Source organism: Gilliamella sp. wkB178, from assembly GCF_001690705.1.
Lineage (GTDB): Bacteria > Pseudomonadota > Gammaproteobacteria > Enterobacterales > Orbaceae > Gilliamella > Gilliamella apicola_K.
The window spans coordinates 409104-432603 of the sequence record NZ_LZGK01000011.1; the positions used below are offsets into that span (position 1 = coordinate 409104).

19 protein-coding genes are annotated in these 23500 nt (G+C 39.3%); 12 read left to right on the forward strand and 7 right to left on the reverse strand.

The genetic code is table 11. The features are described from left to right. Positions 1-4: 4 nt before the first annotated feature. The gene (gene ribA, locus A9G13_RS03425; RefSeq protein WP_065556208.1) at positions 5-610 is read right to left on the reverse strand and encodes a GTP cyclohydrolase II; all 606 of its coding nucleotides are present in this window, start codon (positions 608-610) and stop codon (positions 5-7) included. 97 nt (positions 611-707) lie between these two features. On the opposite strand from ribA, the gene A9G13_RS03430 reads away from it, so the two are divergent. From A9G13_RS03430 to A9G13_RS03455, 6 genes are all read left to right on the forward strand, one after another. After that, entirely contained in the window at positions 708-1427 is a 720-nt protein-coding gene (locus tag A9G13_RS03430; protein WP_065556209.1) for a phosphatase PAP2 family protein, read from the forward strand. Positions 1428-1508: 81 nt separating this feature from the next. Beyond that, on the forward strand, positions 1509-1814 hold the full coding sequence (locus A9G13_RS03435) for a LapA family protein (protein WP_065556210.1): 306 nt from the start codon (positions 1509-1511) through the stop codon (positions 1812-1814). A 12-nt stretch (positions 1815-1826) separates the two neighbouring features. Continuing rightward, a complete protein-coding gene (lapB, locus tag A9G13_RS03440) occupies positions 1827-3005 on the forward strand; it encodes a lipopolysaccharide assembly protein LapB (RefSeq protein WP_065556211.1) in 1179 nt (392 codons plus the stop codon). Between the two features lie 11 nt (positions 3006-3016). Then, on the forward strand, positions 3017-3799 hold the full coding sequence (locus A9G13_RS03445) for a YchF/TatD family DNA exonuclease (protein WP_065556212.1): 783 nt from the start codon (positions 3017-3019) through the stop codon (positions 3797-3799). Then, complete coding sequence (locus A9G13_RS03450; RefSeq protein ID WP_065556213.1) at positions 3792-4907, forward strand: ribosomal protein uL16 3-hydroxylase; 1116 nt, start codon at positions 3792-3794, stop codon at positions 4905-4907. Before A9G13_RS03445 ends, A9G13_RS03450 begins: the two co-directional genes overlap by 8 nt. Positions 4908-5243: 336 nt before the next feature. Then, a complete protein-coding gene (locus tag A9G13_RS03455; RefSeq protein ID WP_065556214.1) occupies positions 5244-6485 on the forward strand; it encodes an MFS transporter in 1242 nt (413 codons plus the stop codon). A gap of 37 nt (positions 6486-6522) precedes the next feature. Here A9G13_RS03455 and A9G13_RS03460 read toward each other — a convergent pair whose 3' ends face one another. From A9G13_RS03460 to A9G13_RS03470, 3 genes are all read right to left on the reverse strand, one after another. After that, positions 6523-7059 (reverse strand): hypothetical protein, encoded by a 537-nt coding sequence (locus tag A9G13_RS03460; RefSeq protein ID WP_065556215.1) that lies wholly within the window; start codon positions 7057-7059, stop codon positions 6523-6525. Between the two features lie 140 nt (positions 7060-7199). Next, positions 7200-8087 carry an SDR family oxidoreductase gene (locus A9G13_RS03465; protein ID WP_065556216.1) on the reverse strand — a complete coding sequence of 296 codons (888 nt, stop codon included), beginning with the start codon at positions 8085-8087 and terminating at the stop codon, positions 7200-7202. Positions 8088-8327: 240 nt separating this feature from the next. Then, the gene (locus tag A9G13_RS03470) at positions 8328-8783 is read right to left on the reverse strand and encodes a hypothetical protein (protein ID WP_065556217.1); all 456 of its coding nucleotides are present in this window, start codon (positions 8781-8783) and stop codon (positions 8328-8330) included. A 400-nt stretch (positions 8784-9183) separates the two neighbouring features. Here A9G13_RS03470 and ilvG point away from each other — a divergent pair, with 400 nt between their 5' ends. The 6 genes from ilvG (at position 9184) to A9G13_RS03500 (ending at position 16937) form a co-directional block, all read left to right on the forward strand. Further along, positions 9184-10860, forward strand: a complete 1677-nt coding sequence (gene ilvG / locus A9G13_RS03475; RefSeq protein ID WP_065556218.1) for an acetolactate synthase 2 catalytic subunit — start codon at positions 9184-9186, stop codon at positions 10858-10860. Positions 10861-10863: 3 nt separating this feature from the next. Then, entirely contained in the window at positions 10864-11094 is a 231-nt protein-coding gene (ilvM, locus tag A9G13_RS03480; protein ID WP_065556219.1) for an acetolactate synthase 2 small subunit, read from the forward strand. 170 nt (positions 11095-11264) lie between these two features. Continuing rightward, complete coding sequence (locus tag A9G13_RS03485) at positions 11265-12194, forward strand: branched-chain amino acid transaminase (RefSeq protein WP_065556220.1); 930 nt, start codon at positions 11265-11267, stop codon at positions 12192-12194. 107 nt (positions 12195-12301) lie between these two features. After that, a complete protein-coding gene (ilvD, locus tag A9G13_RS03490) occupies positions 12302-14152 on the forward strand; it encodes a dihydroxy-acid dehydratase (protein ID WP_065556221.1) in 1851 nt (616 codons plus the stop codon). 2 nt (positions 14153-14154) lie between these two features. Then, entirely contained in the window at positions 14155-15696 is a 1542-nt protein-coding gene (ilvA, locus tag A9G13_RS03495; protein ID WP_255307336.1) for a threonine ammonia-lyase, biosynthetic, read from the forward strand. Between the two features lie 251 nt (positions 15697-15947). Then, the gene (locus A9G13_RS03500) at positions 15948-16937 is read left to right on the forward strand and encodes a Gfo/Idh/MocA family protein (RefSeq protein ID WP_065556223.1); all 990 of its coding nucleotides are present in this window, start codon (positions 15948-15950) and stop codon (positions 16935-16937) included. Positions 16938-17057: 120 nt separating this feature from the next. On the opposite strand, the gene A9G13_RS03505 is transcribed toward A9G13_RS03500, so the two are convergent. The 3 genes from A9G13_RS03505 to A9G13_RS03515 form a co-directional block, all read right to left on the reverse strand. Then, positions 17058-17978: an L-lactate dehydrogenase gene (locus A9G13_RS03505; RefSeq protein WP_065556224.1), complete on the reverse strand. Its 921-nt coding sequence runs from the start codon at positions 17976-17978 to the stop codon at positions 17058-17060. 775 nt (positions 17979-18753) lie between these two features. Continuing rightward, on the reverse strand, positions 18754-20169 hold the full coding sequence (locus A9G13_RS03510; RefSeq protein WP_065556225.1) for a hypothetical protein: 1416 nt from the start codon (positions 20167-20169) through the stop codon (positions 18754-18756). Positions 20170-21321: 1152 nt separating this feature from the next. Next, positions 21322-22710, reverse strand: a complete 1389-nt coding sequence (locus A9G13_RS03515; RefSeq protein WP_065556226.1) for a hypothetical protein — start codon at positions 22708-22710, stop codon at positions 21322-21324. Positions 22711-23500 lie beyond the last annotated feature (790 nt).

A 23500-nucleotide genomic window follows, 5' to 3' on the forward strand; every position in this document is an offset into this window, starting at 1 on the left:
TACCTTAATGATCACAATGATGAAGATGTAATAAATGCCCCATTTTAGCGACTTTAGTCTCTAAATAATGTTCATTATTCGGGTTTTCACCTACTTCTAAAGGGACTCTTTCGACTATTTCAATACCTGCAGCTTCTAAAACTCTAATCTTTTCAGGGTTATTAGTTAACAAACGAATTTGCGATACACCCAATAAAGTTAACATGTCTGCACAAAGTGTAAAATCACGTTCATCGGCAGCAAAACCTAATTGATGATTAGCTTCGACTGTATCAAACCCTTGATCTTGTAAGGCATAGGCTCTAATCTTATTAAGTAACCCAATATTACGCCCTTCTTGACGATGGTAAATTAAAATACCTTTGCCTGCTTTAGCTATTTGCTGCAACGCAGCTTCTAATTGAAAACCGCAATCACAACGTAAACTATACAAAGCGTCTCCGGTTAAACACTCGGAGTGGATTCGAGTTAACACCGGTTGCGAATCGTTGATATTGCCAAATACTAATGCAGCGTGATCCTTACCTGTTGCAATCTCTTCAAATCCTACAATCTTGAAACACCCCCATGGTGTGGGCAGTTTCGCTTCTGCAACAAGTTTTATTTGCATCATTATCTCCAACTTTAAAAAACATAGATAAGAAATTTATAAAACAAAATATTATCTATGATAAAATAATCAAAAATGTGTTTAATTGAGTTTATAAATGGGGTTTGTAATAAAAAAAACAATAGCTTTATTGGCTATTTTTTTAATTGTACCATTAGTTATTATAGTCGCCAATTGGCATTGGCAACCAGAGTCTATAGATAATACTTCCGAGTATTTTTTTTGGCTCACCGAAACGGCTAGTTATCCTTGGGCCATAATCACATCAACGGCGTTGTTCTTGTTATTTTGTATATTAATACCAAACAAAAGCCCTAAAAAAATTGTGCTATTGTGGTTACTACTCACTACCACCATTTTAGGTGGACAAATTATTAAATCAATTATCAAATCTCATGCTGCAGAATCAAGACCATATGTATTATGGCTGACGCAAAATTACAATATTAGTGATGAACATTTTTATGCAATCCCTAAAATTGAACGCCAAGAAATAATCCACCAATTATTAAATGGGTCTTCAACTATTCCCCATTGGCTATCGCGACATTGGCAAAATGAAACTGGTTACGCTTTTCCATCCGGGCATACTTTATTTGCAACTACTTGGTCTTTTTTAGCCATTGTCTTATTAGGATTTAGGCGCCATTATTTAATTGTTTCTACGTTAATCCTATGGGCAGTACTAATGGAAATTAGCCGGTTATCATTAGGAATGCATTATCCTGATGATTTAATTTTAGGAACTTTTGTTGCATGGGTTATCTCATTAATCTGCTGTTTTTATGCTAGAAAATGGCTTATAGTAGATTCATAATTTTTTAAATCTGTAATTTTGTTAAAAATTGCAGATTTGATTTATACTTATGTGAAAAATAACAATAAAAAGGTTAGCATTATGAAATTAGTTATATCGATTCTATTGATAATTGTCATTTTTGCCATATCTATAACCATAGGTGCTGCTAATGATCAGGTAGTCACCTTTAATTATTTATTTGCCAAAACAGAACTTCGCTTATCAGTTTTAATGGCAATTCTATTTGGTTCCGGTTTTATTGTCGGTTGGATATTGACAGGTATCTTCTTTATTAAATCCAAATTACAACTTTCATCATCTAAACGAAAATTTAATAAATTACAAAAAAAATATGATGAAGAAGTAGCCAATAATCAACAAGTGAATTTAACTAACTCTAATTAAGAATAGAAAATTATGTTTGAACTGTTATTTCTGTTACTGCCAATTGCTGCTGCATATGGTTGGTATATGGGTGACAGAAATGCAAAACAAAAGTATTTAAATCAATCTAATCGGCTATCGCGTGAATATGTAGATGGTTTGAATTTTCTATTGTCTAATCAAAAAGACAAAGCAGTCGATCTATTCTTAGACATGTTAAAAGAAGATGAAGGTACGCTTGAAGCTCATTTGACCCTTGGTAATTTATTTCGCTCCCGCGGTGAAGTTGACCGAGCTATTCGTATTCATCAAGCATTAATGGAAAGTTCTTCCTTAACCTTTGAACAACGTTTATTAGCTATTCAGCAACTAGGTCGTGATTATATGGTTGCCGGTTTATATGACCGCGCTGAAGAAATGTTCCTACAATTAACTGAAGAAGAAGACTTTCAACAATATGCACTTCAGCAACTTATCATCATCTATCAATCCACTAGTGAATGGATAAATGCCATTAATGTTGCCACTAAATTAGTCAAACTTGGTAATGTAAAATATAAAACCAATATCGCCCAATTCTATTGTGAACTTGCCGCTTTAGCCATTGCTAATGATGATCTTGATAAAGCGTATAACTTATTATTAAAATCTGCCGCAGCCGACGCCTCGTGTGCTCGCACCTCTTTAATGCTAGGTCGAGTGTTAATGGTACAAGATAAAACCGAACAAGCTATCGTTACTTTACGACAAATCCTTGAGCAAGATAAAGCGTACATCGGTGAAGCTCTACCATTAATCAAAGATTGCTATATGCAGCTAAATCAACCACAAGAATTGCAACAATTTTTGAAATTATGTGTCGACCAAGATACGGGTAATGTGGCCGAACTAATGCTGGCGGATATCGTTGAACAACAAAAAGGCTTAGATTCAGCCCAATATTATTTGTATCGAGAATTAATTAAGCATCCAAACTTAAAAGGATTTTATCGTTTAATGGACTACCATGTCGCCGATGCTGAAGAAGGTAGAGCCAAAGAAAGCCTACTCTTATTACGTAATATGGTGGGAGAACAAATTAAATCTGTACCTAATTACCGCTGCACTAAATGTGGTTTCACGGTTAATTCAATCTACTGGTTATGTCCTGCTTGTCGTTCTTGGTCAACGATTAAACCAGTCCGTGATTTTGAACACCTTTCTGATAACTAAAAGAGTTGTTTATGTTTTTAATTGATTCGCACTGTCATTTAGATAGTTTGGACTTTAGTTCTAAATCTATTGACGATGTAATACAAACTGCTCAACGCAACGAAGTAAAGCATTGCTTAAGCGTGGCAACCACACTTTCTGGTTACCAATCCATGAAGCGTATGCTCATGCCCTATCAAAACCAATGTTCTTTTTCGTGTGGCATCCACCCGCTCAATCTGGATGATGAAGTTTATGATGCCGCACGCTTCGAAACTTTGGCTCAAGAACCGAATGTGGTTGCTCTTGGTGAAACGGGTCTGGATTACTATTACCAACAAGATAACATTGAGCAACAACAATATATCTTTAAAGAACATATTCGACTTGGTAGAAAACTAAGCAAACCAATAATTGTGCATACGCGTAATGCACGGCAAGACACCTTAACCATATTAAAACAACAACATGTCCATTCAGGGGTTTTACACTGTTTTACTGAAGATTTAGACACAGCTAAGCAACTATTGGATTTAGGCTTTTATATCTCGTTTTCAGGAATTCTTACATTTAAAAACGCCGAAAGTATAAGAGAAGTAGCTAGATATGTACCACTTGATCGTATTTTAGTTGAAACCGATTCCCCTTATCTGGCGCCGGTACCTTATCGCGGCAAAGAAAATCAACCCGCATATGTGCGCGAAGTTGCCAGTTATTTAGCCACTTTAAAAGGTATCGATTTGCAACAAATAGCTCAGCAAACCACGCATAATTTTTGTCAATTATTCAACCTGCAAGGGGGACTAAATGCATAACAAGTTAACCATAGACTGGGATGATTTTCTAACCAATTATTGGCAAAAAAAACCGGTTATTTTACGTGATGCTTTTGCTAATTTTAGAGATCCCATAACCCCCGACGAGCTAGCCGGACTAGCCATGGAAGAAGAGATCGAGAGCCGTATTGTATCCAATAAAAATGGTATTTGGGATGCTAAGTTTGGGCCTTTTATTGATTATAACAATTTAGGTGAAGATCATTGGAGTCTACTAGTACAAGCGGTAGATCACTGGCACGAACAAGCAGCAACCTTAGTTGAACCATTTAAATGCCTACCACAATGGCAATTTGAAGATTTAATGATTTCCTATGCAACTCAAGGTGCTGGCGTGGGCCCACATATTGATAACTATGATGTTTTTATCATTCAAGGCATGGGCTGCCGACGTTGGCAAGTAGGTGATCGTAACCCTAATTACAAACAATTTAGTGCTCATAAAGCTTTGTTACATGTTGAAGAATATCAACCAATCATTGATGAAGAGATCACCGCCGGCGATATTTTATATATCCCAATAGGGTTCCCACATAATGGGGTATCAATTGGCGAATCACTAAGTTATTCAGTAGGGTTTAGAACCCAAACTTCGCAAGAATTATTAAGTAATTTTGCAGATTATGTTATTGATAATTTGCCTAATGGCATCTTTTATCAAGATCCTAATTTAAAATTACCAAATGATGCCTATCGTATTCAAGCTTATGAATTGGCGAAATTACAAAATCAAATGATTGAGTTAATTAACAACCCAAAACTATTTAATGATTGGTTTGGTAAATACATAACTTTACCAATGCATGAATTAAATATTGTACCAGTAGAACCGACCTATTCATTTGACGAATTTATAGAATTATTCCAATCCGGACTAGAATTGTATCGAGTGCCTAGCATTCGTATTCTTAAAATCGGTGATTATGGTTATATTAACGGTGAAAAAATTGCATTACCAATGCCAATTATCGATGTTTTATGCGCTAACGATATACTTTATTATGAGCAGTTAGCCGATGACGCAACCCTGACTGTCATGCTTAACCTTGTTAATAAAGGTTATTGGTATTTTGCCGAACAACAATAAGTATTCATCCCCCTCCGCCGATGCAATTATCGGCGGTTTAGAAAATAATATTTTAAATAACCTCTATATAGTTATCTAATTATTGCCACCAATAAATTCAGTTTACAACCAAGCACCCTGCTTATAGCTTGGCATGCTTATTGATTAACTAATTTTTATTCTACTGATAAATTTTGTACACCAAAAAACTACTTTTTTACTACTTTTAATTTGGATTTTTAAAACGTTTGAGTATATACTTGCCAACGCTTTTAAATCCCTCCTGTTTAACAATGCGTTAAACATCTACAATAGCTTATTTAAGCAACTATATATCTTCAATAACTAGAGGTTAACATGAAAACTGATGCAAACTTAGTGCAGCAAGCAGAAAGTGAGAGTGAACATACAACACCTTATCAAAAGAGAACACTTTTTGCTTCAACTGTCGGTTACGCCCTAGATGGCATGGATATGATGATCTTAGGTGTTTGTTTTAGCCTAATTTCAGCTAGCTTTAACCTTACCAAAGCAGATCTGGGTACTTTAACCTCAGTAACGTTATTAGGTGCAGTACTTGGTGGCATCTTATTTGGAGTACTAGCCGACAAATATGGGCGGGTAAGAGTTTTTTCATGGACGATTTTAATTTTTTCACTATTTACAGGTTTATGCGCAATCTCCCCTAACTATGAAAGTTTTTTAGTGTTCCGTTTTTTAAGCGGCTTAGGGCTTGGTGGTGAATTTGGTATTGGCATGACGCTAGTTTCGGAAAGTTGGCCTAAAAATAAACGCTCACGAGCCACTTCGATTGTCGCTCTGGGTTTCCAAGTTGGTATAATTCTAGCAGCATTAACCGTTAATTTTGTGGGTGAGATTCATGGGTGGCGTTGGGCTTTTGCTATGGGCGTGTTACCTGCATTATTTGTAGCCTGGACTCGTAAAGGTTTAAAAGAACCGCAAATTTGGCAAAACATCAAAGACCAAAATAAAAATAATGTGGCGATTAGTAAACTGTTCAAAAACCCAAGAACTACCGCTACTACTATTGGTTTAACTATAGCTTGTGCAGTGCAGAATTTTGGCTTTTATGGCCTAATGGTGTGGATGCCCAATATGATTGCCACTGAACTTAAACTACCATTCAAAAACACCATGAATTGGACCATTTCTACCACTATTGGCATGTCTCTAGGGATTTTAGTTTTTGGTTGGTTATGTGACAAATTTGGTCGCCGTCCAGCTTATATTGTGTTCTTACTAATCTCAGCTGTATCTATTTGGTTTTATTTCCACCAAACTGACATGGTGGTGTTAATTATATTTGGCTCAGCTATTGGCTTCTTCGTAAATGGTATGATGGGTGGTTATGGTGCATTATTAGCTGAACATTATCCAACTGATGCTCGCTCCAGTGCCGAAAACATTATTTTTAATGTTGGCCGTGGTATTGCCGGAATATCCCAAGTGCTAATTGCTTACTTAGCTACCGTATATTCGATTAGTTATGCACTGGCGTTACTTTCAGCTACCTACTTACTCTCAGCCGCTGCCTTTGTATTCTTAATTCCAGAAACCAAAGGTAAAGCATTAGAATAGTAACTAATAACAGGGCTAATGCCCTGTTTTTCATGTTTTATTTATCTGAATTATCTTTACAATCACTAGGTTTGATGTTCAAGCTCAATACATTTTCGTCATTGATATAGTAATTATTGCTAACACCATCTGTGAATACTAGTTGTAACGCTTTCATAGTGGCATCTTTACCACAATAAAGCGCTAATAGATTATTTAACATCGCTTTTTGCGTATCCGCATTTTGTAAAGAGTCTTTGGTCATACCAACAACTGTATATTTATAACTAATGATATTATTATCATTAGTCACATCAACCAAGGTAGTATTACCGTCAAAGACTACTGGTAATAGTTTTTTTATGCCGTTAATCACTTCATCTTGAGCAACTTTGTAATTACCATCTTTGATTTTATTAATAGCATCTTCGCTTGCGGATTGGGTTTGGGCAAACAAATCTTTGGCTTTGTCATTAATATCAGCACTAGTTTGTTCAACTTTTTGTTTAATATCACTAACTGTAGATTTTGAATTATCACAATTAACTAAAAACAAGCCCATCATTGCCAATGTTATTACTTTAAAAATTTTCATTATTTTTTCCTTAAAGGATATGTGTTTGATATTGATACGATTATCTTTTACTAAAAAAGAGTGCACTAAATACTGCTTAACAAATAAAATTACCACAATAAAAGAGCTCTAAGCGGCTCTTTTATTAAGTTAAATAATCATTAATTAGTATGCAAACCGCCAGTGACACCATAAGTTTCGGCTGTGGTATAGCTTGATTCTTCAGAAGCTAAATGCACATATACACCACACAACTCAACTGGTTGACCGGCACGTTCTAATGGCGTTTGTTTACCAAATTCTGGTATCACTTCACTCGGTTGCCCACCGCAAATTTGTAGTGGGGTCCACACTGGTCCCGGAGCCACACAATTTACCCGAATACCTTTATGCCCTAATTGTTTAGCTAAACCACGAGTAAACGCAATAATTGCTGACTTAGTTGAAGCATAATCTAACAAATTAGCTCCCGGTTGAAAGGCTTGAACCGACGAAGTAGTAATGATGGTTGAGCCTGGTTTTAAATAACCTAAGGCAGCTTTAGTTACCCAAAATAGTGAGAACACATTAATTTCAAAGGTTTTTTTAAGTTGCTCGGTAGTTAAATCCATAATGTTTTCAACGGCAGTTTGTTTACCAGCAACCAAAGTCAAATTATCTAAACCACCAAGTTTATGATGTGCTTCTTCAACTAGCTTTTTGCAGAAAGACTCATCACTTAGATCACCCGGAATTAACACGGCTTTACGACCAGCAGCTTCAATGACTTTAGCCACTTCCTCAGCATCTTTTTGTTCATAAGGAAGGTAATTTATAGCAACATCTGCCCCTTCTTTGGCGTAGGCTATAGCGGCGGCGCGACCAATACCGGAATCACCACCAGTTACCAACATTTTACGCCCTACTAAACGTTGATGACCGATATAACTTTTTTCTCCACAATCAGGAAGCGGATTCATTTCACATTGTAAAGCGGGTGCCGACTGTTTTTGTTTTGGAAATTTATCGTGATAATATTTGGAAATTGGATTGTACGTTTGTTTACTCATAATTTTCTCCTAAGTTAAACATGCATTTATAAAAAATCAATATAACTTAAACAAAATCAATTAACTAACTACAAAATCCTATTGTTGAGAATATTCTACATCTGTAAAATATATAATTGATCTAAATGACTAGACTAGGTTATTGTTAATGTAAACCTCCTGCTTAAAAGCCAATAAAAACAAATTTGGGTGTAATTAAAGTTGTATAAAACGAAAAGCAGTTATCATTATCAAAACTAATTAAGTTTGATTGGGTGCACAATCACTAGGTTCGATTTCAATAATGATGATTTCTTGATTATTAATAAAATAATGATAATTGGCGCCATTGGGGAATAAAGTTTTTAGCTGCCTAATATCTTCGGTATCTTTACAATATGTTGCTAACAAATTATTACGTATTGTATCTTGAGTTGTTGGTAATAATAAAGCATATTTAGTTAATTTTTTTACATCATATTGATAATTAATCACGTTATCATTTTTATAAATACCCGTTAACGTAGTAATTTGATCAACCGTAATGGGTAATTTTTTTCTAATAGGATTAATCACCGCATCTTGAGCTTCATCCAAATAATTATCTGGCGATGAAGGTTCAATTATACTGTTATCATTCTGACTTGAATTGGGTTTGGCATTATCACAACTGACTAAAATTAAACTAACAAATATTAAAGCTATTTTTTTTAACATTTTCATATTCCCTAATTTAGTCACTAAATCGCAATTATGAAGACTTATAAAACTTAGCCAATATTTAGAACAATCTTTAAAATTTGTTTTTTTTAGATTTCTTAACATGTTATTTAGAACAATATTAAAAAGCAATAAAAAACAGTTGCACTTTTTTAAAAAACGAGTATTTTGTTAAAAATCAGTTTAATAAATGACAAGATAGTTTAAATATAACATTATGAATTTATCACTCACTACTCTCCTCATTAGCATTATTGTCAGCGTGGTCATTATTCCTGCGCGGGGGCGTTTTTTGAGTTAAATATATGTTGATATATAAAATCAAAACCCCCGCCCCAAAAAAGCGGGGGTTTTTTTTGAGGCTTAAATGATTAAAACAAAAACAAGTGAGGAATGAATGTTAGGAACACAGTGGATAGTAAAAACTCTAAAAGAAAAAGGGGTTACCACCGTTTTTGGGTATCCAGGTGGTCAAATAATGCCTCTTTATGATGCGCTTTATGATGGTGGTATTGAACATGTACTTTGCCGTCATGAACAAGGTGCCGCCATGGCCGCCATCGGTTATGCTAGAGCAACCGGAAAGATAGGCGTTTGTATTGCAACCTCAGGTCCAGGCGCTACTAATATCATTACTGGATTGGCCGATGCCTTAATTGATTCTGTTCCGGTACTTGCCATAACCGGTCAAGTTCCTAATTCATTAATAGGCACTGATGCCTTTCAGGAAGTTGATGTTTTAGGTTTATCCTTAGCATGTACTAAACATAGTTATTTAGTTGATAATCCCCAGGACTTACCTAATATCTTAGAGGAGGCGTTTAACTTAGCCAACTCAGGCAGGCCGGGACCCGTTCTTATTGATGTTCCCAAAGATATCCAGCTTGCTAACCTTGACTATCAGCAATACTTAACACCAACCACTTATAAACCTAAACTTAATAACCCTAAACTATCATCCTATACTCCTGCCGATATCCAACTGGCCAAAACCATGATTGCGCAAGCACAAAAACCAATGCTATATATTGGTGGCGGTGTTGGTTTGTCCGGGGCAATTTCAGAATTACGTGCATTTATGGTCTTGACCCAAATACCGAGTGTTTCAACATTAAAAGGATTAGGCGCTGCCGATCTTAATAATCCATATTATTTAGGGCTAATCGGCATGCATGGCTCTAAAGTTGCCAATTTAGCCGTTCAAGAATGTGATTTATTAATTGCCTTAGGTGTAAGGTTTGATGATAGAGTAACCGGTAATCTTAATGAATTTGCTCGTCATGCTAAAGTTATTCATGTAGATATAGATCAAGCAGAAATTAATAAATTAAAACAGACGCATTTAGGATTACAAGGTGATATTAAACAAGTATTACCACTTATTAACCAAACCGTTGCTATAGCACCATGGCAACATAGAATTGACGAACTAAAAAAACAATATCCAACCCGCTATGATCACCCGGGTGAACCAATTTATGCTCCGGCATTATTAAAAAATATCTCGGAACGCAAATCCGCCACCACTATTATCACTACTGACGTTGGCCAACACCAAATGTGGACTGCACAGCACATGCGTTTTAACCATCCACAAAATTTTATCACCTCTAGTGGCCTTGGCACTATGGGTTTTGGTTTGCCGGCAGCCATTGGCGCCCAATTGGCCAGACCGAATGATTGCGTAATTTGTATTTCTGGTGATGGTTCTTTTATGATGAATATACAAGAGCTAACTACGATTAAACGTAAAAAATTGCCGATAAAAATCGTATTAATAGACAACCAACGCCTAGGTATGGTGCGGCAATGGCAAGAATTATTTTTTAATGAAAGATATAGCGAAACTAATCTCTCGGATAACCCTGACTTTTTAATGCTAGCCAAAGCCTTTGACATTCCGGGGCAAAAAATCACTAGCAAATCCGAAATTAACTCAGCTTTGGATAATCTATTTAATTCACCTGGTGCCTATTTACTGCATGTCAGTATTGATGAATTAGAAAATGTTTGGCCATTAGTACCACCAGGCGCCGCCAATGAAAATATGCTAGATAAAAGTCACAAGGAGTAAGCCATGAGCGAATTAACTAACTACCAATTTACCATAAAGGCTTACGATCAATTAGGTTCACTAGAACGAATTTTACGAGTGATTCGCCACCGCGGCGGTCATCTTGAAAAGCTGCAAATGCAAACTGCGGAACATAATACCTTTGTATTAAACTTGGTGGTAACCACTAAAAGATCGATTACCAGTTTGCAAAATCAACTGGCAAAGCTAGTTGATGTAATAACCATTGAGTGATAGTTTTTTATTACTACCAAGTCAATAAAGTAATAACTAACAATTAGATAAGTATATATTTATAAGTTAAACAAAGTAGAAAGTATAGTATAATGCTTGACCGTTAATTAAGAAAAAGCACGCAGCAACATACATACTGAACAATTAAGAAAATTTGAGAGGAAAACAAAATGGGTTCTACAGCAAAATCTGATTATATTTGGTTTAATGGTGAAATGGTTCCATGGGCAGACGCTAAAGTACATGTAATGTCACATGCTTTACATTATGGAACGTCAGTGTTTGAAGGTGTTCGTTGCTATAATACGCATAAAGGCCCGGCTATTTTCCGTCATAAAGAACACGCACAAAGATTATTAAATTCAGCCAAAATTTATCGCTTACCTGTGCCCTATTCTCTTGAAGAAATCATGGCAGCCACAAGGCAAACCCTTATAAAAAATAAATTAAATAGTGCTTATATCCGCCCACTAGTATTTATTGGCGATGTTGGTATGGGCGTTAACCCACCAGATGGTTATAAAACCGATGTAATGATTGCTGCTTTCCCTTGGGGTGCCTATTTAGGTGAAGACGCCTTAGACCAAGGTATTGACGCTATGGTTTCATCATGGCACCGCGTTGCTTCCAACACCATCCCTGCGGCAGCCAAAGCTGGTGGTAACTATTTATCTTCATTATTGATTGGTTCTGAAGCCCGTGCTAATGGATTCCAAGAAGGCTTAGCCTTAGATGTTCATGGTCACCTTTCAGAAGGTGCTGGCGAAAATGTCTTTGTTATTAAAGATAAAGTGTTATATACACCGGTACTTTCATCTTCTGCCTTACCGGGTATTACTCGTGATGCCGTATTAACCCTAGCTCGTGATTTAGGTATCGAAATTCGTGAACAAACCTTATCGCGCGAAGCTCTTTACTTAGCAGACGAAGTCTTTATGACAGGTACCGCAGCTGAAATTACCCCAGTACGTAGCGTTGATCGTATTCAAGTTGGTATTGGCCGTTGTGGACCAATGACCAAACAAATCCAGCAAACCTTCTTCGGATTATTCAATGGCAAAACTGAAGATAAATATGGTTGGTTAGATCCGGTTAAATAACAAAGTATGCTCAAATCCACCGATAAGTTCGGTGGAGTTTTTTTTAAAAAATTGAATTAAGTACTGAAAAATCGGTCACTTACATAATAAAAACTTGGGAGCAAGAAATGCCTAAATATCGTTCCGCAACCTCAGTTGAAGGTCGCAATATGGCGGGGGCCCGCGCCCTATGGCGTGCAACGGGCGTAAAAAATGAAGACTTTGGTAAACCCATCATCGCTGTAGTCAACTCTTTCACTCAATTTGTACCGGGCCATGTCCACCTTAAAGATATTGGACAATTAGTTGCCAAACAAATTGAACAATCAGGTGGCATTGCCAAAGAATTTAATACTATTGCTGTAGATGATGGCATTGCAATGGGGCACAGTGGCATGCTGTACTCACTACCATCCAGAGAACTCATTGCCGATTCTGTAGAGTACATGGTAAATGCTCATTGTGCCGATGCCATGATCTGCATTTCCAACTGTGACAAAATTACTCCCGGAATGTTAATGGCTTCATTACGCCTTAATATTCCAACAGTGTTTGTATCCGGTGGTCCAATGGAAGCCGGTAAAACTAAACTATCCGATCAGATCATCAAATTAGATCTTATCGACGCCATGATTCAAAGTGCTAATCCTAATGTTAGTGACGACGACAGTCGTGTAATTGAAGAATCAGCATGCCCTACTTGTGGTTCTTGCTCGGGAATGTTCACCGCTAATTCAATGAATTGCTTAACCGAAGCCTTAGGACTCTCACTACCGGGCAATGGTTCACTAGTTGCCACGCATAAACAACGTGAACAATTATTCCTTGATGCGGCCAAACGTATTGTAGAAATTACCAAAAGTTATTATGAACACGATGACGAATCCTATTTACCACGCTCCATTGCCACTAAAGCCGCTTATGAAAATGCCATGTCATTAGATATTGCCATGGGTGGTTCAACCAATACGGTACTGCATTTACTAGCTACCGCCCAAGAAGGTGAAATTGACTTTACCATGTCCGACATTGATAGACTCTCTCGTAAAGTCCCGCATTTATGTAAAGTAGCCCCAAGTACTGCCATCTATCATATGGAGGATGTACACCGCGCTGGTGGCGTAATAGCGATCTTAGCCGAACTGGATAAAGCCGGCTTACTTAACCGCAATGTGCATAATGTGCTAGGGCTATCATTACCAGAAACCTTAGCTAAATATGACATTACCCAAACAACTGACGCCGCAATTAAAAAAATGTATCGCAGTGGCCCTGCGGGCATCCGCACCACTAAGGCATTTTCGCAAGATTGCTATTGGGACACCCTGGATGATGATCGTGAAAATGGTTGTATACGTGACCAAGCTCATGCGTACAGCCAAGATGGCGGATTAGCAACCTTATACGGCAATGTAGCCCTAGATGGTGCAATAGTTAAAACTGCTGGGGTAGCCGCCGAAAATCTAGTATTCCGTGGCCCCGCCAAAGTGTTTGAAAGCCAAGAAGACGCTGTAGATGCCATTTTAGGCGGTAAAGTTGTAGAAGGTGATGTGGTCGTTATTATTTATGAAGGCCCTAAAGGCGGCCCGGGCATGCAAGAAATGCTCTACCCAACCAGTTATTTAAAATCCATGGGATTAGGTAAAAAATGTGCCTTAATAACCGATGGCCGCTTCTCCGGTGGTTCATCAGGTTTATCCATTGGCCATATTTCGCCAGAAGCTGCTAATGGTGGCGTGATCGGATTAGTGCGTGACGGCGATATTATTGATATTGATATTCCTAATCGTAAATTGGTATTAGATGTTCCAGCCTGTGATCTTGATCTACGCCGGGTGGCCGAACTTGAACGTGGTGATAAAGCCTTTACCCCACATAAACGCGACCGCAATGTTTCATTTGCACTAAGAGCTTATGCTAGTTTAGCTACCAGTGCAGATAAAGGTGCCGTACGTGATAAAAGCAAATTAGGTGGCTAATTGTGAAACAACAAACGACAAATTTAACCGGTGCTGATTATTTAAAAGCAACCCTCCGCTCAGCAGTTTATGATGTTGCTCAAGTCACACCTTTAGAAACGATGGAAAAAATCTCCTCCAGATTAAATAACCAAATTTTCGTCAAACGTGAAGACCGCCAGCTGGTGCATAGTTTCAAAATCCGTGGAGCACAAGCAATGATTGCTAGCCTAAATGCGGAAGAACGCCAACGCGGAGTTATTGCCGCCTCAGCCGGTAACCATGCTCAAGGGGTAGCCTTATCAGCGAGCAGATTAGGGATTAGTTCCTTAATTGTCATGCCACTCACTACTGCCGACATCAAAGTTGAAGCAGTAAAAAGTTTTGGTGGTGAAGTGCTCCTATATGGTGCTAACTTTGATGAAGCCAAAGCTAAGGCTTTAGAACTAGTTGAACAACAAAATCGCATTTTCATTCCGCCATTTGATCATCCACTGGTTATTGCCGGGCAAGGTAGTATTGCCATGGAATTATTACAGCAAAATGCTAAACTCGATCGCATTTTTGTGCCAGTTGGTGGTGGTGGTTTAGCCGCAGGGATTGCTGTTTTAATCAAACAAATCATGCCATCAATCAAAGTCATCGCCGTAGAGCCCGCCGATGCTGCCTGCTTAAAAGCGGCATTAGATGCAGGTAAACCGGTTGATTTAGAACGTGTGGGATTATTTGCTGAAGGTGTTGCGGTTAAACGCATTGGCGATGAAACTTTCAGACTCTGCCAAAAATACATTGATGACATAGTAACCGTGGATAGCGACGAAATTTGTGCCGCTGTCAAAGATCTGTTTGATGATGTGCGGGCTATTGCGGAGCCTTCAGGTGCCGTTGCCCTTGCCGGGCTAAAAAAATATGTGGAACAACATAATATTTTTGGGGAAAACCTAGCACATATTTTATCGGGAGCTAATTTAAACTTTCACAACTTACGTTACATTTCTGAACGTTGCGAATTAGGTGAAAAACGCGAAGTTTTACTTGCCGTAACTATTCCTGAAAAACAAGGTAGTTTTTTAAGTTTCTGTCAACTATTAGGTGGCCGTTCGGTAACTGAATTTAGCTACCGTTATCATGATGAAAATTTAGCTTGTATTTTTGTTGGCGTTAAAATTTCCAAAATCAACGAAAAAGACGAAATCATGCAAGAACTCACCTCAGCAGGTTATCAAGTGGTTGATTTAACTGAAGACGAAATGGCTAAATTACATGTCCGCTACATGATCGGCGGTAAACCATTTAAACAGTTACAAGAACAAATATACAGCTTTGAATTCCCGGAATCGCAAGGTGCTTTACTCAAGTTTTTACAAACCCTAGGCACTAATTGGAATATTTCCATGTTCCATTACCGCAGTCATGGCACCGATTATGGGCGGGTATTAGCTGCATTTGAAATTAACGAAAGCAATAATAGTAATTTCAATGAACACTTAACCGAACTGGGTTATGGCTTCCATAATGAAACTGAAAACCCTTCGTTAAAACTATTCTTGACCAACCAACCTTAATCCCTTTAATAACGACTATTGCAAGCAATAGTCGTTGTCACTATAACCAATATAGAAGATTAAATGCTCCGTTAACAATCCTATTTAAGGATCATCCACAGCCTATTGCTATTATTAATGATTAAGTACATATTATGTATACAATAATAATATAAAATTCAATTTGATTGGTTAAAGTAAATAAGCAAATAATAGCAATATTCTCATTAGAATTTATTCATTTTACTAAATATTAAAATAGAGCCACCGCCATGATTAAACTCGCCATAATAGGCACTAATTGGATCACCGACAAATTTATTGCAGCTGCGTTGCAAAGCCAACAATACCAATTGGTAGCCGTTTATTCACGCAGCCTTGATAAGGGGCGACTATTTGCACAAAAATATCATATTGACAGCGTATATACCGATTTGGATGAGTTAGCTAAAAATCCGCAAATCGATGCCATTTACATTGCCAGCCCTAATTCATTACATTTTAACCAAGCAAAATTAATGCTCGAAAATGGCAAAGATGTGATTTGTGAAAAACCATTAACCTCAAATTTAAAGCAAACCCAAGCATTAATTGAGATTGCCATTAACCACCAGCAAGTCCTTTTTGAAGCACTAAAAACCTACTATTTACCTAATTACCAGCAAATACGCAACTATTTACCCAAATTAGGTAAAATCCATAAAGTGCTATTGAATTATTGCCAATATTCTTCCCGCTACCCGAGTTACTTAAAGGGGGAAAATCCTAACACTTTCAATCCATTATTTTCTAATGGGTCAATAATGGACATTGGTGTTTATCCGCTTAATTTTGCCATTGGCCTATGGGGCAAACCAACAACTATCTCAGCAACGGCTAGCTTACTCGAATCAGGTGTGGACGGGCATGGTTCGGTAATAATGGAGTATGAAGATTTTGAAGTCATCATTTGGCATTCTAAAGTGAGTAATTCCTATATCCCTAGCGAAATTCAAGGCCAAGATGGCGCCTTAATAATTAATCAGCTATCCATTTGCCAACAAGTCAGCTATCAACCTAGGCAAGCTGAGCTGCAAGATATTTCCGTACCGCAAAATAGTAATGACATGTTTTACGAAGCCAACCACTTTGCCCAACTGTGCCAGCAGCGGCAAATTGAACATAATGGCTTAAGCAATTCACTCACCGCAGCAGAATTACTAACTACTATAAGGCAACAAACTGGGGTGATCTTTCCGGCGGATCAATTTGATTTACCTTAACCCGGTAATAACCAATAAGCGGTGTTGGCAACCATTAAACTAACAATAAGTTAACCGTGCCACCACCGCTATCCATTAGCAAACTAATGCCAATAATCAAACTTGCCAGAGTTGTTTGGATTATTTAATCTGTTCAATATAGTCTTTTACAATGCCAATACTATTAGCAAAAAGTTGTTTTTCATTATCAGAAAAATCGAGTTCGATGATCTTCTTAATACCATGTTGATCCAAAATCGCCGGAACACCAATGGCAACATCCTTATAACCATATTCCCCATTCAAAATACAACTTAACGCTAAAGCACGGTGACTATTAGTAAAAATATGCTGACAAATTTCGGTAATAGTGCTGCTAATACCATATTCGGTACAATGCTTATATCTGACTATTTCAAAACCTTTTTCTTTCGCGACTTTACCAATTTCGGAAAAATCGAGCCTATTTTTATCTAATTGATTTAATTGAATACCATAAACCGACGAATGTGACCACACCGGGAATTGCGAATCGCCATGTTCACCCACAATAAAAGCATCGATACTTTGTGGCCCAATATCCATCTGTTCGCCCAACAAACGGCGTAGACGCACAGTGTCTAACCACACGCCAGTGCCAATAACTCGGTGGCGTGGCAAACCCGATAACTTCCAAACTTGGTAAGTAATCGCATCGCAAGGATTAGTGGCGATTAAAAAAATGCCTTTAAAACCATTTTTCATCATATTAGGCACAATACTAGCAACAATCTTAGAAGTACCAGCCAACTCCTCGGCCCTACTCTTTTGTGCTAATCCGGAAGTAACGGTAATAATAGCAATATCAATATCGGCACAATCGCTTGCTTCTCGCAAACTCACCTTAATCATATTTTGTCGATAAGCCGCAGCATCTAGTAAGTCTTGGGCATGCCCATAAGCTAAATCTTTATTAAGATCAACTAATGCAATTTCTTCACAAATACCACGATTGACAAACGTATAAGCTGTAGTCGAACCCACATTACCCACACCAATAATCATCACTTTACGCAATTTCATTTTGTACCCCATCTGAGTTAAGTTTACCCATTAACATTGAAAAACGCATAACCCCAAAATACCACTTAATACTTAAGCAATCTTATACCTATAAATAGCCAACCAGCAAGCGTAAAATTAGAAATGAGTTAACTAATTAGCTTAGTTGCCAACTAACCTTAAGGTGGATTTAAAACCATAGCCTAAATTGGTTGGATTTTGAATTTCCCGCCGTCGCACGGAATCTAAATTATCACTAATAATATGCTATTTTTATACTGAAACATACCCCTCTCAGGAAACATCTTAACGGGGAAGTTAATTATTTGAATCCGTTAGGTTGCGAGCGTTTTACGCTTGGGTGTTGGTTTTAATTCCCCCGCTTAAGTGGTGCCGAGGGAGGTAATTGGCATAGAACAACCGGCAGGAAGCCGGGTGAGCCGTGGGCGCACAGGGAGGTGCGATACGCGGCGGTTGGTTAAGTGCCAATTAGCGAGCGAGGGTAGTCACACAGTGACCACTACTTCCCGCAGTGTGTGGGGAGATTGTTAAGAGGGATTCACACCAATCCCTCTTAACGCCTAAGCGGCAGCGTAACTGATTAGCCAATTTTTATACTGAAACGTATACCTCTCAGGAAACATCTTGACAAGCATAAAAATGCCAGCGCTGTGGCTGGCATTTTAAAAAGCGGCTAGGTTTGCCCCTGCCGCTGCAACCGTCCTTTGGTTGCTTAAACTTTATTACCCCTTATTAAACACCTGTGACTTAAGGATTAAGGACTAAGAACTAAGGACTAAGGATAGGCGCAAACCCCGTAGGTGACGTAGGAGGGATTGACGCTGAAAACGTTGCCGAAGTTCGGCATGAGATTGAACTGGTACGAACCGTTGCTGTCGCTTGTACAGTAGCGGTTGTAGACGAAGCCGGCAGCGGTATAACCGGTCATGTCGCCCCATTCGGTGAACAAACCCGCACCAATATTACGTTGGTAATGATTACCATCTGATGACGGCGTGGCGCCCACTGCTCCTGTGCAAGGAAAACTTGGTTCTACACCAGAACCCGAACACACCGCGTTAGTTAAGTCTTTGACCTGGGGCAGACGGTAACCACCGCCTAAATTACTACACCAGGATGAGGTGTAAGCATAAATATCATCTCTATCTCCGCGGTTGACGAACCAATGCTGTAACTCAAAACCATATTTTAATACCTCTCTATTACTACTATCTTTACCGACTAACACGAATGTCTGTGGTAAGGTGGGTTTAGCAATACTACCCGGTGTGGCTGATTCTTGTTGCGCTGCTGTTGCAAACGGGCCAGTAAGGGTGACGCGGATGTTATTAGCATTATCGGGGGATGGCGTCATGGTAGCGGTTATACCTCCTTGGCTGACTGTTGTCCATGTCAATGCTGAACCTTTAACACCAACTATGTCTAAATCAAAATACAGATTATTAGCACCGGTAGTCGGGAAGTTACGACTGTAACCTGATGATTCAGTGGATTGCACCAGGAAGCCTTTAGTTGGGTTCCAGATAGTGGCGGGGCCGACGAAGTTCCATCCTGATGAACCCCAAATTGTCTCATTATTTTTACCATATTGTAGATTCGGCCGGGCGTAACAGATTGTTGGCACAGCTTTAGGACTAATATAATAAGTGGCGGTACCACCGCTGAAACTACTACTATTAGGCAGCCCATACTGAGTGGTTAAACTACCAGCAGTGCTGGTTAATTCCACTTTATAAGGCGCTTTATCACAAAGGCTTAATACAGTATCACGACTGACTACTTGTCCATTTTTATCGGTAATACGCACAGTTAAATCACCGCTAGCAGTAACACCATTAGCACCCTGGCCATCACCATCATCATCGCCCCAGTAATTATACGGGGCACTAATTAAGTCGTTTAAGGTAATGGAATCAGTAGTGGCTGGCACCAACATACCAATATCGGTAAAACTCTGGTTTTCCTTGAGTAATACTATTGGATTACTTGCAGTTGAGGTATTATCGGCTGGGGTATAAGTGATTTTAGTTGTGCCATCAGAGATAGTAATACCTAATAGACCATCACCCGTAGTAACCTTAGTTACCCCATTATCAAAGGTTAAATAGGGCTGACTACCATGGATTACCTGGGCGGTAGTAGCGGACAAGGCTTGGGTAGTGGTAGCATATGGCAACAATAGCAACGGCATTAAGGCTAGACAACGCTTTATACTAAAACCTAAACGCTGCGGGCGCTTAATTAATGATAATGATTGTAACTGCTGATTTTGGTTGCTGAATTGCCGACGGTGCGGGATTAAATCGGGGACTAAATTATCACTTCGGTGAAATGAGTCAACTACAGTGTGTTGAGATAGATTTTGGACGTAAAGCTGCCAGTGCTTGTGTCTTGTGTCTTGTGTCTTCCAGTATAAGGCATGATGAAGATTCCGTCAAGTAATTTTATGTTTTATTTACATTTTTTCCATTTGAGTGCGCGAAAATTAACCTCCGCACCACTCATCGCTAAAAGTATAACGCCTTGATAAATTTTAACTACTGTTTTGTTAAGTTTATTTGTAAAGAATAGTAAAGATGAAGGGATTTGTTTTATTTTTAAGCTGGGTTTGGGGTTGAGTTTTATACTGAAACGTATACCTCTCAGGAAACATCTTAACAGAGTTATTGTGCTTTAGTTATTTGAATCGGTTAGGTTTCGAGCGTTTTACGATTTGGTGATTATATTAATTGCGGAGTTAACGCTCGAGTAAGGGGATTTTAACGCGAAAATTCCCTTACAACCCAAACGCGGGCCTGCAGATGGTGGTCTACGACTGCCCTCCGCCTTCGCTTGGTCTTAACGCACCGGTCGTGATTTGTTCCTACAAAGCACTCCCTCGACAAACCTCCCTGTTTGCCGTGCTAACCGCCCTCAGTTGTCGGCACCATCCAACGGCCAATTTAACACCTAAAAACCCATTATCTAAATGACTTAATACCCTAGCCTATTACAGAATTGATGTTGCTGAATGCTGTTGGTTTTAATTCCCCCGCTTAAGTGGTGCCGATGGAGGTAATTGGCATAGAACAACCGGCAGGAAGCCGGGTGAGCCGTGGGCGCACAGGGAAGTGCGATACGCGGCGGTTCGTTAAGTGCCAATTAGTGAACGAGGGTAGTCACGCAGTGACCACTACTTCCCGCGGGGTGTGGGGAGATTGTTAAGAGGGATTCACACCAATCCCTCTTAACGAAAAAGCGGCTCGGGTTGCCCCTGCCGCTGCAACCGTCCTTTGGTTGCTTAAACTTTATTACTCCTTATTAAACACCCGTGATTTAAGGATTAAGGACTAAGAACTAAGGACTAAGGATAGGCGCAACCCCCACCGTAGCTGTAGTCGGGGTTGATGCTGTAAACGTAGCCGTTGCCCGTGTCGACACCGAACTGGAACGAACCGTCCCTGTCACTTGTCCAGTAGAGGGTGATGAAGAAGCCGGCAGCGGTATAATAGTCCATTCTGCCCCATTCGGCGAACAAACCCGCACCAATATTACGTTGGTAATGATTACCACTTGATGACGGCGTGGCGCCCACTGCTCCTCCTCGGCACCAAGAGCCTGAACCAGTTCCCGAACACACCGCGTTTGTTAAGTCTTTGACCTGGGGCAGACGGTAACCACCGCCTAAACTACTACACCAGGATGAGGTTTTACGATAAGTATATCTATCAGGTCCGCGGTTGACGAACCAATGCTTTAAGACAAAGCCATATCTTACTACCTCGCTATTACTACTATCTTTACCGACTAACACGAATGTCTGTGGCAAGCTGGGAGTAGCGATACTACCCGGTGTGGCTGAACTTTGTTGGGCTGCTGTTGCCGCCGGACCGGTGAGGGTGACGCGGATGTTATTAGCATTATCGGGGGATGGCGTCATAGTAGCGGTAATACCACCTTGGCTGACTGTTGGCCATGTCAATGCTGAACCTTTAACACCACCTATGTCTAAATCAAAATACAGATTATTAGCCCCGGTAGTTGGGAAGTTACGACTGTAACCTGATGGTGTAGTTGATTGCACCAGGAAGCCTTTATCTGGGTTCCAGATAGTGGCGGGGCCGGCGAAGTTATATCCTGTAAATTCTTGACCGTTGGTACCATAGGTCAGAATTGGTCGGGCGTAACAAATTTTAGGTGCAGCTTTAGGACTGATATAATAAGTGGCAGTACCACCGCTGAAACTACTACTATTAGGTAGCCCATACTGGGTGGTTAAACTACCAGCTGTACTGGTTAATGCCACTTTATAAGGCGCTTGACAGATATCTAAGCTGGCACTACGACTCACTACTTGATTGTCTTTATCGGTAATACTCACAGTTAAATCACCTGTAGCAGTAACACCATTAGCACCCTGACCATCACCATCATCATCACCCCAATAATTATAGGGTGCACTAATTAAGTCGTTTAAGGTAATGGAGTTAGCAGTGGTAGGCACCAACATCTGTACATCAGCTAAGGTTTGACCAACATCAGGTAACACTATAGGTGTAGTCGCTGAAGTATTGATTGCCGGTGTAATGTGAGTACCGTCAGATAAGGTAATCCATAACAGAGCATCCGTAGTTGTAACCCTAGTTACCCCATTATCAAAGGTTAAATACGGCTCAGTACCATGGATTACCTGGGCGGTAGTGGCTGACAACGCTTGGGTAGTAGTAGCATACGGCAACAATAGCAACGGCATTAAAGCTAAACAACGCTTTATACTAAAAGCTAAACGCGGTTGGCGGTTAATTGATGATAATGAATGTAACTGCTGTTTTGGGTGACCCGGTTGCCGACGGTGCGGGGCTAAATTGGGAACTAAATTATCACTTGGGTGAAATGAGTTAACTACAGTGTGTTGAGATAGATTTTTGACGTAAAGCTGCCAGTGCTTGTGTCTTGTGTCTTGTGTCTTCCAGTATAAGGCATGATGAAGATTCCGTCAAGTAATTTTATGTTTTATTTACACTTTTTCCATCTGAGTGCGCGAAAAATAACCTCCGCACCACTCAGTGTTAAAAGTATATCGCCTTGATAAAATTTAACTACTGTTTTGTTGAGTTTATTTGTAAAGAATAGTAAAGATGAAGGACTTTGCTTTATTTTTAAGCTGGGGTTGGGCTGAGTTTTTATACGCAAACATACCCCTCTCAGGAAACATCTTGACAGGAAATTAATTATGTAAATCCATTAGGTTTCGAGCGTTTTACGATTTGGTGATTATTTTAATTACGGTGCCGACGCTCGAGTAAGGGAATTTTAACGCGAAAATTCCCTTACAACCCAAACGCGGGCCTGCAGATGGTGGTCTACGACTGCCCTCCGCCTTCGCTTGGTCTTAACGCACCGGTCGTGATTTGTTCCTACAAAGCACTCCCTCGGCAAACCTCCCTGTTTGCCGTGCTAACCGCCCTCAGTTGTCGGCACCATCTAACGGCCAATTTAACACCAACACCTTAACACCCTAACCTATTGTTGAATTATCTGGT

Bases quoted from the DNA above. Each gene is read 5' to 3' on its own strand.
- ribA (WP_065556208.1), bottom strand. From the start codon at position 610: ATGCAAATAAAACTTGTTGCAGAAGCGAAACTGCCCACACCATGGGGG.
- A9G13_RS03430 (WP_065556209.1), top strand. From the start codon at position 708: ATGGGGTTTGTAATAAAAAAAACAATAGCTTTATTGGCTATTTTTTTA.
- A9G13_RS03435 (WP_065556210.1), top strand. From the start codon at position 1,509: ATGAAATTAGTTATATCGATTCTATTGATAATTGTCATTTTTGCCATA.
- lapB (WP_065556211.1), top strand. From the start codon at position 1,827: ATGTTTGAACTGTTATTTCTGTTACTGCCAATTGCTGCTGCATATGGT.
- A9G13_RS03445 (WP_065556212.1), top strand. From the start codon at position 3,017: ATGTTTTTAATTGATTCGCACTGTCATTTAGATAGTTTGGACTTTAGT.
- A9G13_RS03450 (WP_065556213.1), top strand. From the start codon at position 3,792: ATGCATAACAAGTTAACCATAGACTGGGATGATTTTCTAACCAATTAT.
- A9G13_RS03455 (WP_065556214.1), top strand. From the start codon at position 5,244: ATGAAAACTGATGCAAACTTAGTGCAGCAAGCAGAAAGTGAGAGTGAA.
- A9G13_RS03460 (WP_065556215.1), bottom strand. From the start codon at position 7,059: ATGAAAATTTTTAAAGTAATAACATTGGCAATGATGGGCTTGTTTTTA.
- A9G13_RS03465 (WP_065556216.1), bottom strand. From the start codon at position 8,087: ATGAGTAAACAAACGTACAATCCAATTTCCAAATATTATCACGATAAA.
- A9G13_RS03470 (WP_065556217.1), bottom strand. From the start codon at position 8,783: ATGTTAAAAAAAATAGCTTTAATATTTGTTAGTTTAATTTTAGTCAGT.
- ilvG (WP_065556218.1), top strand. From the start codon at position 9,184: ATGTTAGGAACACAGTGGATAGTAAAAACTCTAAAAGAAAAAGGGGTT.
- ilvM (WP_065556219.1), top strand. From the start codon at position 10,864: ATGAGCGAATTAACTAACTACCAATTTACCATAAAGGCTTACGATCAA.
- A9G13_RS03485 (WP_065556220.1), top strand. From the start codon at position 11,265: ATGGGTTCTACAGCAAAATCTGATTATATTTGGTTTAATGGTGAAATG.
- ilvD (WP_065556221.1), top strand. From the start codon at position 12,302: ATGCCTAAATATCGTTCCGCAACCTCAGTTGAAGGTCGCAATATGGCG.
- A9G13_RS03500 (WP_065556223.1), top strand. From the start codon at position 15,948: ATGATTAAACTCGCCATAATAGGCACTAATTGGATCACCGACAAATTT.
- A9G13_RS03505 (WP_065556224.1), bottom strand. From the start codon at position 17,978: ATGAAATTGCGTAAAGTGATGATTATTGGTGTGGGTAATGTGGGTTCG.
- A9G13_RS03510 (WP_065556225.1), bottom strand. From the start codon at position 20,169: ATGCCGTTGCTATTGTTGCCATATGCTACCACTACCCAAGCCTTGTCC.
- A9G13_RS03515 (WP_065556226.1), bottom strand. From the start codon at position 22,710: ATGCCGTTGCTATTGTTGCCGTATGCTACTACTACCCAAGCGTTGTCA.